The 13173-nt window shown below is 46.7% G+C and carries 11 protein-coding genes; 4 read left to right on the top strand and 7 right to left on the bottom strand.

All coding sequences use genetic code 11. From position 1 onward, the window contains the following. Window positions 1-8: 8 nt before the first annotated feature. Both TOI97_RS10780 and TOI97_RS10775 read right to left on the bottom strand, forming a co-directional pair. Window positions 9-1751 (bottom strand): sodium:solute symporter family protein, encoded by a 1743-nt coding sequence (locus TOI97_RS10780; protein WP_321554134.1) that lies wholly within the window; start codon window positions 1749-1751, stop codon window positions 9-11. Between the two features lie 3 nt (window positions 1752-1754). After that, the gene (locus TOI97_RS10775) at window positions 1755-2018 is read right to left on the bottom strand and encodes a DUF4212 domain-containing protein (RefSeq protein ID WP_321554133.1); all 264 of its coding nucleotides are present in this window, start codon (window positions 2016-2018) and stop codon (window positions 1755-1757) included. A gap of 453 nt (window positions 2019-2471) precedes the next feature. Between TOI97_RS10775 and clpB the strand changes: the two genes are divergently transcribed. From clpB to TOI97_RS10755, 4 genes are all read left to right on the top strand, one after another. Further along, window positions 2472-5036: an ATP-dependent chaperone ClpB gene (clpB, locus tag TOI97_RS10770; protein WP_321554132.1), complete on the top strand. Its 2565-nt coding sequence runs from the start codon at window positions 2472-2474 to the stop codon at window positions 5034-5036. A 183-nt stretch (window positions 5037-5219) separates the two neighbouring features. After that, window positions 5220-6284, top strand: a complete 1065-nt coding sequence (locus tag TOI97_RS10765; RefSeq protein ID WP_321554131.1) for an RNA-guided endonuclease InsQ/TnpB family protein — start codon at window positions 5220-5222, stop codon at window positions 6282-6284. Window positions 6285-6459: 175 nt separating this feature from the next. Beyond that, entirely contained in the window at window positions 6460-7176 is a 717-nt protein-coding gene (locus TOI97_RS10760) for a tRNA-uridine aminocarboxypropyltransferase (RefSeq protein WP_321554130.1), read from the top strand. Between the two features lie 252 nt (window positions 7177-7428). Further along, entirely contained in the window at window positions 7429-8310 is an 882-nt protein-coding gene (locus TOI97_RS10755) for a DMT family transporter (RefSeq protein ID WP_321554129.1), read from the top strand. Between the two features lie 84 nt (window positions 8311-8394). Here the strand turns inward: TOI97_RS10755 and purD are convergent, their stop codons facing one another. The 5 genes from purD to TOI97_RS13355 form a co-directional block, all read right to left on the bottom strand. Then, a complete protein-coding gene (gene purD, locus TOI97_RS10750) occupies window positions 8395-9681 on the bottom strand; it encodes a phosphoribosylamine--glycine ligase (RefSeq protein WP_321554128.1) in 1287 nt (428 codons plus the stop codon). A gap of 23 nt (window positions 9682-9704) precedes the next feature. Further along, a complete protein-coding gene (gene purH / locus TOI97_RS10745; protein WP_321554127.1) occupies window positions 9705-11312 on the bottom strand; it encodes a bifunctional phosphoribosylaminoimidazolecarboxamide formyltransferase/IMP cyclohydrolase in 1608 nt (535 codons plus the stop codon). 53 nt (window positions 11313-11365) lie between these two features. After that, window positions 11366-11623, bottom strand: coding sequence for a DNA-binding transcriptional regulator Fis (fis, locus tag TOI97_RS10740; protein ID WP_321554169.1), 258 nt, complete (start codon window positions 11621-11623; stop codon window positions 11366-11368). 52 nt (window positions 11624-11675) lie between these two features. Beyond that, complete coding sequence (gene dusB / locus TOI97_RS10735; protein WP_321554126.1) at window positions 11676-12674, bottom strand: tRNA dihydrouridine synthase DusB; 999 nt, start codon at window positions 12672-12674, stop codon at window positions 11676-11678. A 401-nt stretch (window positions 12675-13075) separates the two neighbouring features. Next, window positions 13076-13168 (bottom strand): IS3 family transposase, encoded by a 93-nt coding sequence (locus TOI97_RS13355; protein ID WP_407651303.1) that lies wholly within the window; start codon window positions 13166-13168, stop codon window positions 13076-13078. Between the last annotated feature and the right edge of the window lie 5 nt (window positions 13169-13173).

Genomic DNA, 13173 nt, shown 5'->3' with positions numbered 1-13173 from the left:
CTACCTGATTAAGGGTAACGTACGCTTTCCACCATGCGCTGAATTTCTTCAGAAGGCTCCTCTGTCGCATAAGATACAGAGATTGCCACAAGGAAGTTAATCACAGCACCAATACAACCGACCGATAAAGGAGAGATTCCAAACACCCAGAATTCAGGTGTATTCGGGAAGTTGTTGGTTCCAGGGATAAAGAACCAGCCTAAGTACATGAAGATATAGCAGATGGTGAACAGCGCACCAATACTCATACCTGCAACAGCACCTTTGGCGTTAATACGCTTGAAGAAAATACCCATCATCAGCGTCGGGAAGATAGACGATGCTGCCATACCGAACGCTAGAGCCACCGTTTGTGCGGCAAACCCAGGCGGGTTAATCCCTAGCCATGTAGCAATTAAAATAGCTCCTACCATGGATATCCGCGCAGCAAGCATTTCTGCTTTGTCTGAAATCTGTGGGAATAGTGTGTTTTTAATTAAGTCATGACTGACTGCAGAAGAAATTGCTAAGAGCAGTCCTGATGCAGTGGACAGTGCAGCAGCAATACCACCGGCAGCCATTAAACCGATAATCCAACTCGGCATATTGCCAATTTCAGGCAGAGCCAAAACTAAAATATCGTTATTAATGGTGAGCTCATTACCTTCCCAGCCGCGCTCAGCCGCTGTGGTGGCAGCATACTCTTCGTTTTTATCATTGTAGTACTGAATACGTCCGTCGTTGTTTTTATCTTCAAAGGTCAATAAGCCAGTGGTTTCCCATTTTTCAAACCACTCAGGACGTTCCTCATACACCATGGCTTCTTCGATACCTTCGCCAGGGTAGATTGATTCTAAGAGGTTCAAACGGGCCATGCTCGCTAATGGTGGCGCAGTGGTATAGAACAGCGCAATAAATACCAGAGCCCAACCTGCGGACCAACGTGCATCAGAGATCTTAGGTACGGTAAAGAAACGGATAATCACGTGTGGCAAACCTGCAGTACCGACCATCAAGGTTAAGGTAAAGAGGAACATGTTGAGCTTGTTTTCGACATCAGCAGTGTAGTCTTGGAAACCAAGGTCACGAACCACTTCGTTCAGCTTATGCAGTAATGGCTGACCTGTATTACCAAAGTCACTGACAAAGCCGACTTGTGGCAGGAAATGACCAGTCATTTGTAAAGACAAGTAAACCGCAGGAACAGTAAATGCAAGAATTAGGACAATATACTGTGCGACCTGAGTATAAGTAACCCCTTTCATACCACCGAGAACGGCATAGAAGAACACTACGATAGCTGAAATGATCAGTCCCGTAGTACTGCTCACTTCTAAGAAACGGGCAAAGGCAACACCTGCACCGGTCATTTGACCGATCACGTAGGTCAGCGAGATCACGATTAAGCAGACTACAGCAACCAGGCGAGCTGCACGGCTGTCATAACGTGAACCTACGAAGTCAGGCACTGTGTACTTACCAAAGCGACGCAGATAAGGTGCTAGCAAGGTAGCAAGTAGTACATAGCCACCGGTCCAACCTAGGATAAAGGACGAGTTAACGTAACCGACTGAGATTAGACCGGCGACAGAAATAAAGGATGCCGCTGACAACCAGTCAGCAGCGGTTGCCATTCCGTTAAAGACTGGATGCACCTCACCACCTGCGATATAAAATTCGCGGGTGGACTTTGCACGTGCCCAAACTGCAATCCAGGTGTAAAGCCCGAATGAAGCAGCAACAAAGATCATGTTGACGACAAATTGACTCATGGGTTATTCCTCCAGGCCGAATTTTTTATCCAGTCTGTTCATTCTCCATGCGTAGAAAAAGATCAGGCAGACAAAGGTGTAAATTGAGCCTTGTTGTGCAAACCAGAATCCTAGATCTGCACCACCAATGGAAATGCCCATGAGGTATGGGCGTAAGAGCATACCAAAGCCATAAGAAACTGTGGCCCAGATGCACAAACAGAACATAATCAGGCGCAAGTTTGCTGCCCAATACGCTTTGTTTCTTGCTTCTTTAGAATCAGTCATAACAACTGCTCTCCATTATTATATTTAGAATACGGAAGGTTCCCGTTGTTGAGAAATACTCAACCTCTACTATCCTGAAAATAAAGAGAAACGGAAGCCTATACTTTGGTGTTATTCGTGGAAATCATAAGATACCCCTTGATTTCACTGCGTTTCAACGCTTTTAACTGATAGATTTTTTGTGCAATACAACTAAGGGTTAGTTTTTCAGGCGGGGGCGAGGCCAAATCGAGGGGGTTGCAGGAGGTAAGGTTGAATAATAGGAGGTAAAGTTGGGCCTATTTTTGTTTTTTCTGGTTCAGTAGCAGTCAATTTGTGATGGCAAGCGCTGAGTGACTTAGTTTACGCCTTGAAATTTACCAAAGTGCCCTCATTATACAAAGCATGAGAGTGAGTAAGGTCTGTAATGTGTGAATGGCCGGCTCACAGTATTGATAATGAGGAATTAAAATTATGCGTATTGATCGTTTTACCAGTCAGTTGCAGCTTGCACTGTCTGATGCACAATCATTAGCAATTGGTCAGGACCATACTGCAGTTGAGCCGCTGCACTTAATGTTGGCATTACTGGATCAGCAAGGCGGTGCGATTCGCCCCCTGCTGATGCAAGTGGGGTTTGATGTTAAGAAACTTCATACAGAGCTTACTCAAGGTTTGGATCAGTTTGCGAAACTACAAAACCCTACGGGCGATATGACCTTATCGCAGGATTTAGCCCGCTTATTGAATCAGGCTGATCGCTTGTCGCAACAAAAAGGTGATCAGTACATTTCCAGCGAGTTGGTTTTGCTGGCTGCAATGGATAAAAATACCGTCTTGGGTAAGATTTTGTTATCCCAGGGAGTCACCCGACAGTCATTAGAAAATGCCATCACTAACTTGCGGGGTGGTGAAACTGTGAATGACCCAAATGCTGAACAGTCACGGCAAGCCTTGGACAAGTACACCATTGACTTAACGCAGCGTGCAGAAGAGGGTAAGTTGGACCCTGTAATTGGTCGTGATGATGAGATACGTCGCACTATTCAAGTCTTACAGCGCCGTACCAAAAACAACCCTGTGTTAATTGGTGAGCCAGGCGTAGGTAAAACAGCCATTGCTGAAGGTTTAGCGCAGCGCATTATTAATGGTGAAGTGCCGGATGGCTTAAAGAGTAAGCGTCTATTGTCTTTAGATATGGGAGCGCTCATCGCGGGAGCTAAGTACCGTGGTGAATTTGAAGAGCGTTTGAAAAGTTTGCTCAATGAGGTGGCTAAACAAGAAGGTCAGATCATTCTCTTTATCGATGAGCTGCATACTATGGTAGGCGCTGGGAAGGGTGAAGGCGCAATGGATGCAGGTAATATGTTGAAACCTGCGTTGGCTCGCGGAGAATTGCACTGTGTTGGTGCGACCACTTTGGATGAGTACCGCCAGTATATTGAAAAAGATGCAGCCCTAGAGCGTCGCTTCCAAAAGGTTCAGGTGGATGAACCTAACGAAGAAGATACCATTGCGATCTTACGTGGCCTGAAGGAGCGCTATGAGGTGCACCATGGTGTCAGTATTACGGATGGCGCCATTATTGCTGCAGCTAAACTGTCTCATCGCTATATCACTGATCGTCAGTTGCCAGACAAGGCTATTGATTTGATTGATGAAGCGGCCAGTATGATCCGGATGGAAATTGATTCGAAACCTGAAGCGTTAGACCGTTTAGATCGTCGTTTAATCCAATTGAAAATTGAGCGTCAAGCACTGCATAAAGAAGAAGATGCAGCAACTTTGAAGCGTTTAGAAAAACTTGAGCAAGAAATCACTGAGCTAGAGCGTGAATATGCTGACTTAGAGGAAATTTGGAAGTCTGAAAAAGCAGAGGTACAAGGTTCTGCACAGTTGCAGCAGAAAATTGAACAGGCCCGTCAAGAGATTGAGCTGGCGCGACGCAAAGGTGATCTCAACCGTGCGGCAGAGTTGCAATATGGTGTGATTCCAGAGCTAGAGCGAAGCCTTGCACAGGTTGATGAAGGAACTAAAGAAGAGAATCAGTTATTGCGCACTCAGGTGACAGACGAAGAGGTCGCAGATGTGGTCTCTCGCTGGACAGGTATTCCTGTATCGAAAATGCTTGAGGGTGAGCGTGATAAGTTATTGAAAATGGAAGAGCTATTGCACACACGCGTGATTGGTCAAGATGAGGCTGTAGTGGCTGTATCTAATGCCGTGCGTCGTTCACGAGCAGGCTTGTCAGACCCCGATCGCCCAAGTGGATCATTCCTATTCTTAGGGCCTACCGGCGTGGGTAAAACTGAGTTGTGTAAGGCCTTAGCGGAGTTTTTGTTTGATACCGAGGATGCCTTAATCCGGATTGATATGTCCGAATTTATGGAAAAACACTCAGTGGCGCGTTTAATTGGTGCACCTCCAGGTTATGTGGGTTATGAAGAAGGCGGCTACCTAACTGAAGCTGTGCGTCGTAAGCCGTATTCAGTGGTGTTAATGGATGAAGTAGAAAAGGCCCATCCAGACGTGTTTAACGTGTTATTGCAGGTGTTAGATGATGGGCGCTTAACCGACAGTCATGGCCGTACTGTGGACTTCCGTAATACGGTTGTAGTGATGACGTCGAACCTAGGTTCGGTACAGATCCAAGAGATGATGGGAGATCGTGAGGCGCAGCGTGCGGCGGTGATGGATGCGGTTGGTGCACACTTCCGACCAGAGTTCATCAACCGTATTGATGAGCTAGTGATCTTTGAGCCTCTGGGCTCGGAGCAAATTGCCGGTATTGCTGATATTCAGCTGGGTCGTTTGCGTGAGCGCTTAGTGGAGCGTGAACTGAGCTTTGAGTTAACACCTGAAGCGTTAGAAAAGTTGGTCGCAGAAGGGTACGACCCAGTTTATGGTGCACGTCCGCTGAAGCGTGCGATTCAGCGTTGGATAGAGAATCCATTGGCACAACAGATACTAGCTGGTGATTTTGAGCCAGGAACCACTATTAAGGCGTTTGTTGAAGACGGTCAGATTGTCTTTAAGTAACAGATAGATAATAAGGAATACAGAGCGCAACCTTCGGGTTGCGTTTCTGTTTATCAAAATCGCGTAAGACCTCGTACTTTTAGTGCGGGATGGATAGCGAGGGCTGCGTAAGCAGCCCCTTAACCCCTAAACAAACACGCTAAAGTCTTTGCAGTATAGGTTGGTACTGGTATTGTATACAGTGTGATAAAGCACACCAAAACATTAAAAGTTCAAGTACAAGATAGGCATGTGCCCTTGCTAAACCGCATGGCTCGAAGCGTCAATTTTGTCTGGAATTTTGTTAATGAATTAAGCCGCCGCTCGATTAAGGAGCGCGGTGTGTTTTTGTCTGCGTATGATATGCATCCCTACACTAAGGGCGCAGATAAAGAGCTTGGGCTGCACAGCCAAACCTTACAGTGCATCGCGGGTGAGTATGTCACACGCCGCAAGCAGTTTAATAAGGTGCGGCTGAACTGGCGCAAATCAGGCGGTGTACGCCGCTCACTGGGCTGGATACCCGTCAATACCGGTGCAGCTCAATGGAAAAACGGGCAGGTCTACCACAACGGCCACTACTTCAAGGTGTGGGACAGCTACGGCCTGAGCCAATATAAATTCCGCTCTGGTAGCTTCAACGAAGATGCCCGTGGCCGCTGGTACTTTATTGTAGTGGTTGATGTGGAGGTCGAGCCAAGCAAAGGCCAAGACCGTATTGGTATTGAGCTTGGTTTGACCGACACTGCCACCTGCTCGGATGGCATAAAACTGGAAGCGGGTCGCTTCTATCGTGGCCTCGAGGAAAAGTTGGCCATAGCACAACGAGCCAGAAATAAAACCCAAGTCAAAACCATTCATGCGAAAATCGCTAACCGTAGAAAAGATGCATTGCACAAGTTCAGCCGTAAGCTAATCAATCGCTGCGGTGAAATCTATGTGGGCAATGTCAGTAGCTTAAAACTTGTTAAAACCACGATGGCCAAGTCAGTGTTGGATGCTGGTTGGGGTCAATTAAAAACAATGCTGGACTATAAATGCGCTCACGCAGACATTGTTTTTAAGGAAGTGAACGAGGCATACACCACCCAAACCTGTTCGCATTGTGGTAGCTTGCCCGAATTGAGGCCGAAAGGTATCGCAGGACTTGGAATAAGAAAATGGACGTGCAGTGGGTGCGGTGTCGCCCACGACCGCGATATCAACGCGGCACGTAACATTCTTGCGGCCGGGCATGGTCGTCTAGCAGTAGGAATCCTTGTCCTTTAGGTTGGGGAGGATGTCAAGCATGGTTAGCTATGCATTGGCTTGATTGTAACCAAAATTAGGAAAGCCTCGCGCTTTTAGTATGAAGGTGTCAATTGTTCAGGATGAGTGAGCAAAGCTCATCAAGCTGCTCGCTAAATCTGTTAAACTATGCGTTTTATTCTTTCGAGTGTATTTTATGCCGCACGCAGTAGCGCGTTTGCGTGATCAACGCTTGGCACGCAGCAAAAAACCTTTTCTTGCCCGTGGTGCCTTATTAGTACGCTGCGAGCGATGCCGGGTCAGTATCGATTATTGTATGTGTGCTTGGCGGCCTGAGGTTACGGCTAAAAGTGCCGTATGTTTACTGATGTACGATGCTGAGCCACTCAAGCCGACCAATACGGGGTGGCTGATTGCGGATGTGGTGCCAGATACCTTTGCTTTTGGTTGGTCGCGTACTGAAGTGGATCAAGGGATTCTCGAACTGTTGGCTGATCCTCAGTGGCAGCCTTATGTGGTTTTCCCTGAAGAGTATGTACCTGCTGAGCGCGTGGTACATACAGTGCCAAATGCTCAATTGGAAGTCGAGGGTAAGCGTCCGTTATTTATCGTGCTAGACGGAACTTGGACTGAAGCACGGAAAATGTTCCGAAAATCAGCTTACTTAGCAGATTTACCTGTATTGAGTTTACAGCCTGATGATATTTCCCGTTATCGGTTGCGTCGCTCGACTCGTGATGAGCATTTATGCACCGCAGAAGTGACAGCATTGTGCTTGCATTTAGCTGAAGACAGTATCGCAGGGGCAGCTCTAGAAAAATGGTTTAGCCGCTTTAGTCGTCATTATTTAGCCAGCCGTAAGCCCCCCTCTGTGGCGGAAAAAGAAGCATTGCGCACAGGTACAGCATTCTAATTGCGCTAATTAAACCTCATTGAATAAATTGTGGTGTGCTAGCAGACTTTAGCTTGGGCTGTATATACAGTTCAGTATCTGACCTAAAAATACGCTGCTTTTTAAATGTATGTATTAACCTCTTTTAGGTAACTCTAGCCCGGGCACTTGTTAACTTTCAAAACCTTTTGAGCTGTTTGTAGAGGTCAAACTCTATGCAGGCGCTGTTTTTATTGGATATAGTTAGCAAGCTAACTAATATGTGAAGGATTTATGAGTACAACATCAAAACCGCTTTACGGTATTTTATTGGTCCTCTGTGCAGGTTTGTTATTAGCCAGTCACGATGGGGTTTCCAAATATTTAACACACATCTACCCATTGATCATGGTGATTTGGGCGCGTTACTTTATCCAAACAGTTGCCATGGTACTGTTGTTTTTTCCTAAAATGCGTTGGGCAATTTTACGCACACGACGGCCGTGGTTGCAGTTATTACGTGCCATCAGTTTATTGAGCATTAGTTTTTTGTTTATTGCTGGATTGCGCTACATTCCGTTGGCGGAAGCAACTGCGGTGATGTTTTTAGCCCCCTTGATCGTTACTGTGCTTTCAGCGGTGGTATTGCACGAGCAGGTCAGTAAAGGTCAGTGGGTGGCGGTCAGTATTGGTTTCTTAGGCGTGATGTTTATTGTGCGCCCAGGTGGTGACCTTTTTACCCCTGCAATTCTTTTGCCTTTGGGAGGCTCGATTTGCTTTGCTATTTATCAATTATTGACTCGACGCTTAGCTAGCACCGATCATGCGGTAACCAGTAACTTCCTATCAGGGCTTTTTGGAACCTTAGTGTTGACTGCGTTACTGCCTGGTCAGTACACCTTAGATGTACCAAGTTTAGATCTCACTTTTATGTTGGTGTTGGGTATTTTAGCGATGACAGCACACATGTTGCTGACCATGGCTTTAAAGTATTCAACAGCTGCAACCTTAGCGCCTTTTACTTATGGACAGATTATTTTTGCTGGGGTGGTGGGCTACTTTACCTTTGGACAGCTACCTGATGCACTCTCGATTTTAGGGGTGTGTATTATCAGTTGTAGTGGTTTGGCTGTGGCGTATTTACAGCATCATGATCATGGGCAGTCACGCATATAATTGTAGTGAATTATGTGTGCTGAGTGGGAACCTAGGAGCGAAAAAATAGCGCCTCAGTGTGAGGCGCTATTCGGGGTGGGCAGGTTATTCTTGCTCGCGAGCAATTGCACGATAACCAATATCTTTACGGTAGAAGCTACCCTCCCAGCTGATTTGTTCAGCTAGTTTGTAAGCATTGGCTTGTGCTTCAGCAACGGTGTTTCCCATGGCTGTTGCGCAGAGTACGCGACCGCCAGTGTTGACGATTTTACCGTCTTTTAGGCTGCTGCCTGCATGGAACACTTTGCCTTCGAGTTGAGCTGCGGCATCCAAACCTTTAATTTCATGGCCTGCGCTGTAATCGGCAGGGTAGCCGCCTGACGCGAGTACCACACCCAAGCTTGGACGGGGGTCCCATTGTGCTTCAACTTTATCTAAGGCTTTAGCCAAAGCTGCTTCAATGAGTAGGATTAAGCTGGATTCAAGACGCAGTAAAATCGGCTGCGTTTCTGGGTCACCGAAACGACAGTTGTATTCAATGATTTTTGGCGCTCCGGTTTTATCAATCATTAAACCTGCGTACAAAAAGCCGGTGTAGATATTGCCCTCAGCTGCCATACCACGCACAGTAGGGTAGATGATTTCATCCATGACACGTTGGTGTACAGCATCGGTCACTACAGGGGCTGGAGAGTAAGCGCCCATGCCGCCGGTATTCGGACCAGTATCACCATCACCGACGCGCTTGTGGTCTTGACTGGTGGCCATAGGTAGAACGTTTTCGCCATCTACCATTACAATAAAGCTAGCTTCTTCACCATCGAGGAATTCTTCGATCACTACACGTGAGCCGGCATCTCCAAAAGCATTGTCAGACAGCATGTCAATAACTGCAGCCTCTGCTTCTTCTAAGGTCATGGCCACTATGACACCTTTGCCGGCGGCTAAACCATCAGCTTTAACCACAATAGGTGCACCCTGCTCACGGATATAGGCTAGAGCAGGTTCGACTTCAGTGAAGTTAGCGTAGCGACCTGTTGGAATATTATGGCGAGCTAAGAAATCTTTAGTGAAAGCTTTCGACCCTTCCAATTGGGCTGCAGCAGCAGTGGGGCCGTAGATGTCTAGGTTACGTTCACGGAACTTATCCACAACACCTGCAACCAGCGGAGCTTCAGGGCCGACAATGGTTAGGGCAACATTATTTTGCTCAGCAAAATCGGCGAGCTGATCAATAGCTAAGACATCAATGGCAATGTTTTCACATTTGTCTTCTGTTGCGCTACCAGCGTTACCAGGAGCAATAAATACTTGAGTGACACGTGGGTCTTGCGCTGCTTTCCAGGCCAGAGCGTGCTCGCGCCCGCCATTGCCAATAATTAAAATTTTCATAGAAATGGTCCTTAAAAGAGCGATTAATGGCGGAAGTGGCGCATACCAGTGAATACCATGGCAATATCTGCTTCGTCAGCTGCAGCAATCACTTCTTCATCGCGCATTGAGCCACCGGGCTGGATTACTGCACGAATACCTACTTTTGCTGCGTTATCTAAGCCATCACGGAATGGAAAAAAGGCATCCGATGCCATGACTGCGCCGGCTACTTCTAAGCCTGCATGTTCAGCTTTAATGGCTGCAATACGGGCAGAGTTTACGCGGCTCATTTGACCTGCACCAACACCGATGGTCTGGCGATTTTTCGCATAGACAATGGCATTGGATTTAACAAATTTAGCAACTTTCCACGCAAATATTAGGTCGTGAATTTCTTGCTCGGTAGGTGCGCGACGAGTGACCACTTTTAAGTCATCAGCAGTGATCATTTCAATATCACGGCTCTGTACCAAGAGACCACCGTTAACACGCTTGTAATCCCAGCTTGGGCTGCGCTCGGCAGGCCATTGGCCGCACTCTAAGAGGCGTACGTTAGCTTTGCTTGCTACTACATCGCGAGCTGCTTGACTAATGCGTGGGGCGATGATGACTTCAACAAATTGACGTTCAACAATAGCTTGTGCAGTTGCACCGTCTAATTCACGGTTAAAAGCGATGATACCGCCGAAAGCAGATTCACTGTCGGTGGCATAAGCGAGATCGTAGGCCTTGCGAATACCCCCTTCCTCGTCAGTGGCGACAGCAACACCACATGGGTTGGCGTGTTTCACAATCACACAGGCAGGTTTTACAAAACTTTTTACACATTCAAGAGCAGCATCGGTGTCGGCTACGTTGTTGAATGAAAGTTCCTTACCTTGTAATTGAACTGCGCTGGCAACACTAGCTTCTTGTGGGTTGGCTTCAGTATAGAACGCTGCTTTTTGATGTGGGTTTTCACCATAACGCATGTCTTGCGCTTTAATAAATTGGGTATTAAAGGTGTGGGGGAAATCAGAGCGTTGTTCTGTGCTTAAGGTTGGCGCAGACTGATCAATTGTACCTAAGTAGTTTGCAATCATGCCATCGTAGGCAGCCGTGTGCTCAAAGGCTTTGAGCGCAAGGTTAAAGCGCTGTGCGTAGCTTAAGCCGCCTTGCTTTAAGCTTTCGATGATTTCCTTGTAATCATCGGTGTTGACTACTATGGCCACATCTTTATGGTTTTTTGCTGCGCTGCGTACCATAGTTGGGCCGCCGATATCAATATTTTCAATAGCGTCAGGCAGTGTGCAGCCTGGCTTGGCAACAGTTGCTGCAAAGGGGTAGAGGTTCACTGCAACTAAGTCGATCGGTTTGATGCCGTGTTCTTCCATTACTGCACTATCAATATCACGACGGCCGAGGATGCCGCCATGAATTTTAGGGTGGAGTGTTTTAACACGGCCGTCCATCATTTCCGCAAAGCCTGTGTAGTCGGCAACTTCAATGGCTGGAATTGCATTGTCTTGGAGCAATTTAAAGGTGCCACCAGTAGAGAGAATCTCAACTCCTTGAGCGACCAGCGCTTGGGCAAATTCAACAATACCAGTTTTATCAGAAACACTGATGAGTGCACGACGAATGGGCGTTTTGGTGGTGTGGTCAGACATTGGGTATCCTAACTATAAAGGGCAAACTGCAACGCTTTTGTGCAGTGTTATTTTTAAAGAAGGTTATATTGCTTCAGTTTTTTGCGCAGTGTGCCACGGTTTAAACCGAGCATCTCGGAGGCGCGGGTCTGGTTACCTTTAACATGCTGCATTACTGAGGCAAACAATGGTGCTTCAACTTCACTGAGTACTAAGTTATATACATCATTGACATGCGCACCATCTAAATGAGCAAAGTAATCTTGCATTGTTTTTTCGACACAGGCGCGTAACGTCAAGTGTTCGGTGGTGTTGATGGTAGAAAGCGGCATAGTAGTTTTTGTCACGGCAGATATCTCATAACTGAACGTTTCATCATTAGAATCATGCAGCGTCTGTTAAGCCTAAAGCACGAAGGTTGTTGAAAAAAATCTGAATCTGTTCTTTCTGTGCGTCTTCGCAATCAAGCTGATTAAACGTTGTACGAAATTGTTGTGCGCCTGGTAGTGATGCTAAGTACCAGTGCGTATGTTTTCTGGCGATGCGTACGCCCATGGGTTGACCATAGAAGGCATGGAGCAAGTCAAGGTGTTCAAGTAGAACCAATTCTAAGGTATGCAAACTGATTGCAGGTGGCTGTTCGCCTGTACGTAGAAAATGGTTAATTTCCTGAAAAATCCATGGCCGTCCTTGTGCTGCGCGACCAATCAATAAGCCATCAGCACCGGTGTAATCGAGCACTTGTTTGGCTTTGATTGGGCTATCAATATCTCCGTTAGCAAATACGGGAATGGATATCGCATGCTTAATTTGCGCAATAGTATCGTATTCGGCGTCACCATTGTAGCGATCTGCACGGGTGCGGCCATGTACCGCAAGGGCATTAATACCTGATTGCTCCGCAATTTTAGCGATATTCACTCCGTTTTTATAGTTTTGATCCCATCCTGTGCGAATTTTTAAAGTAACCGGCACGTCAACAGCCGCGCGTACTGCTTGTAATATTTGTGCAACAAGCTGTTCGTCTTTGAGTAATGCTGAGCCGGCTGCTTTGTTGCAGACTTTCTTTGCAGGGCACCCCATGTTGATATCAATAATTTGTGCACCTAAGGCAACACATTGTTGCGCCGCGTGAGCGAGCATATCGGGTTCGGCACCGGCAATTTGCACTGAGCGGGGTTCAGGATCTTGCTCATTGAGCAGACGTAAGCTTGATTTGCGACTGTTCCATAAGCGTGTATCACTGGTGAGCATTTCTGAAACGGTCATACCCGCGCCAAAGCGCGTGCAGAGCAAACGTTGTGGGCGATCCGTAACGCCAGCCATAGGAGCGAGAATCAGGTTGTTAGCTAATGTGTAGGAACCAATACGAACCGTCGACATGGACTGCTGTGCCTGCGCGCAAGTTTAAGAGGGAAAGATAGAGTTGAGGGGCAATGATACCTGCTTCAACACTATGGATAAAGCATCAGGCGAATTGTTGTGATAAAAGGCCATTGCTGCGTTCATGCAGGCAGTATTTTTAAGGAAGGCAACGATGTTGACATTAACTAATGTCTGTAACTGTTGTGCTGTATTATCAAAATCGCGTAAGACCTCGTACTTTTAGTGCGGGGATGGATAACGAGGGCTGCGTAAGCAGCCCCTTAACCCCTTAACAGGCTGCTAAAGTCTTTGCAGTATAGGTTGGTACTGGTGTTGTATACAGTATGATAAAGCACACCAAAACATTAAAAATCCGAGTACGAGACAGGCATATGGAGTGAACCCCTTTTCTTGGACTCTTAAGCCACGCTTTTACTTAGGTACTGAGCTCTGTATTGAGCAGGGCTCATCTTTAAATTAAGCATGATTCGTTCGTTGTTATAGTAGCTAATGTAAT

The organism is Denitrificimonas halotolerans (assembly GCF_034259425.1).
GTDB lineage: Bacteria > Pseudomonadota > Gammaproteobacteria > Pseudomonadales > Pseudomonadaceae > Denitrificimonas > Denitrificimonas halotolerans.
This window is presented reverse-complemented; position numbering and strand designations above follow the sequence as displayed.

Coding starts and splice junctions, on each gene's coding strand:
- clpB (WP_321554132.1), top strand. CDS start 2,472: ATGCGTATTGATCGTTTTACCAGTCAGTTGCAGCTTGCACTGTCTGAT.
- purD (WP_321554128.1), bottom strand. CDS start 9,681: ATGAAAATTTTAATTATTGGCAATGGCGGGCGCGAGCACGCTCTGGCC.
- dusB (WP_321554126.1), bottom strand. CDS start 12,674: ATGTCGACGGTTCGTATTGGTTCCTACACATTAGCTAACAACCTGATT.
- purH (WP_321554127.1), bottom strand. CDS start 11,312: ATGTCTGACCACACCACCAAAACGCCCATTCGTCGTGCACTCATCAGT.
- TOI97_RS10775 (WP_321554133.1), bottom strand. CDS start 2,018: ATGACTGATTCTAAAGAAGCAAGAAACAAAGCGTATTGGGCAGCAAAC.
- TOI97_RS10780 (WP_321554134.1), bottom strand. CDS start 1,751: ATGAGTCAATTTGTCGTCAACATGATCTTTGTTGCTGCTTCATTCGGG.
- TOI97_RS10760 (WP_321554130.1), top strand. CDS start 6,460: ATGCCGCACGCAGTAGCGCGTTTGCGTGATCAACGCTTGGCACGCAGC.
- TOI97_RS10755 (WP_321554129.1), top strand. CDS start 7,429: ATGAGTACAACATCAAAACCGCTTTACGGTATTTTATTGGTCCTCTGT.
- fis (WP_321554169.1), bottom strand. CDS start 11,623: ATGCCGCTTTCTACCATCAACACCACCGAACACTTGACGTTACGCGCC.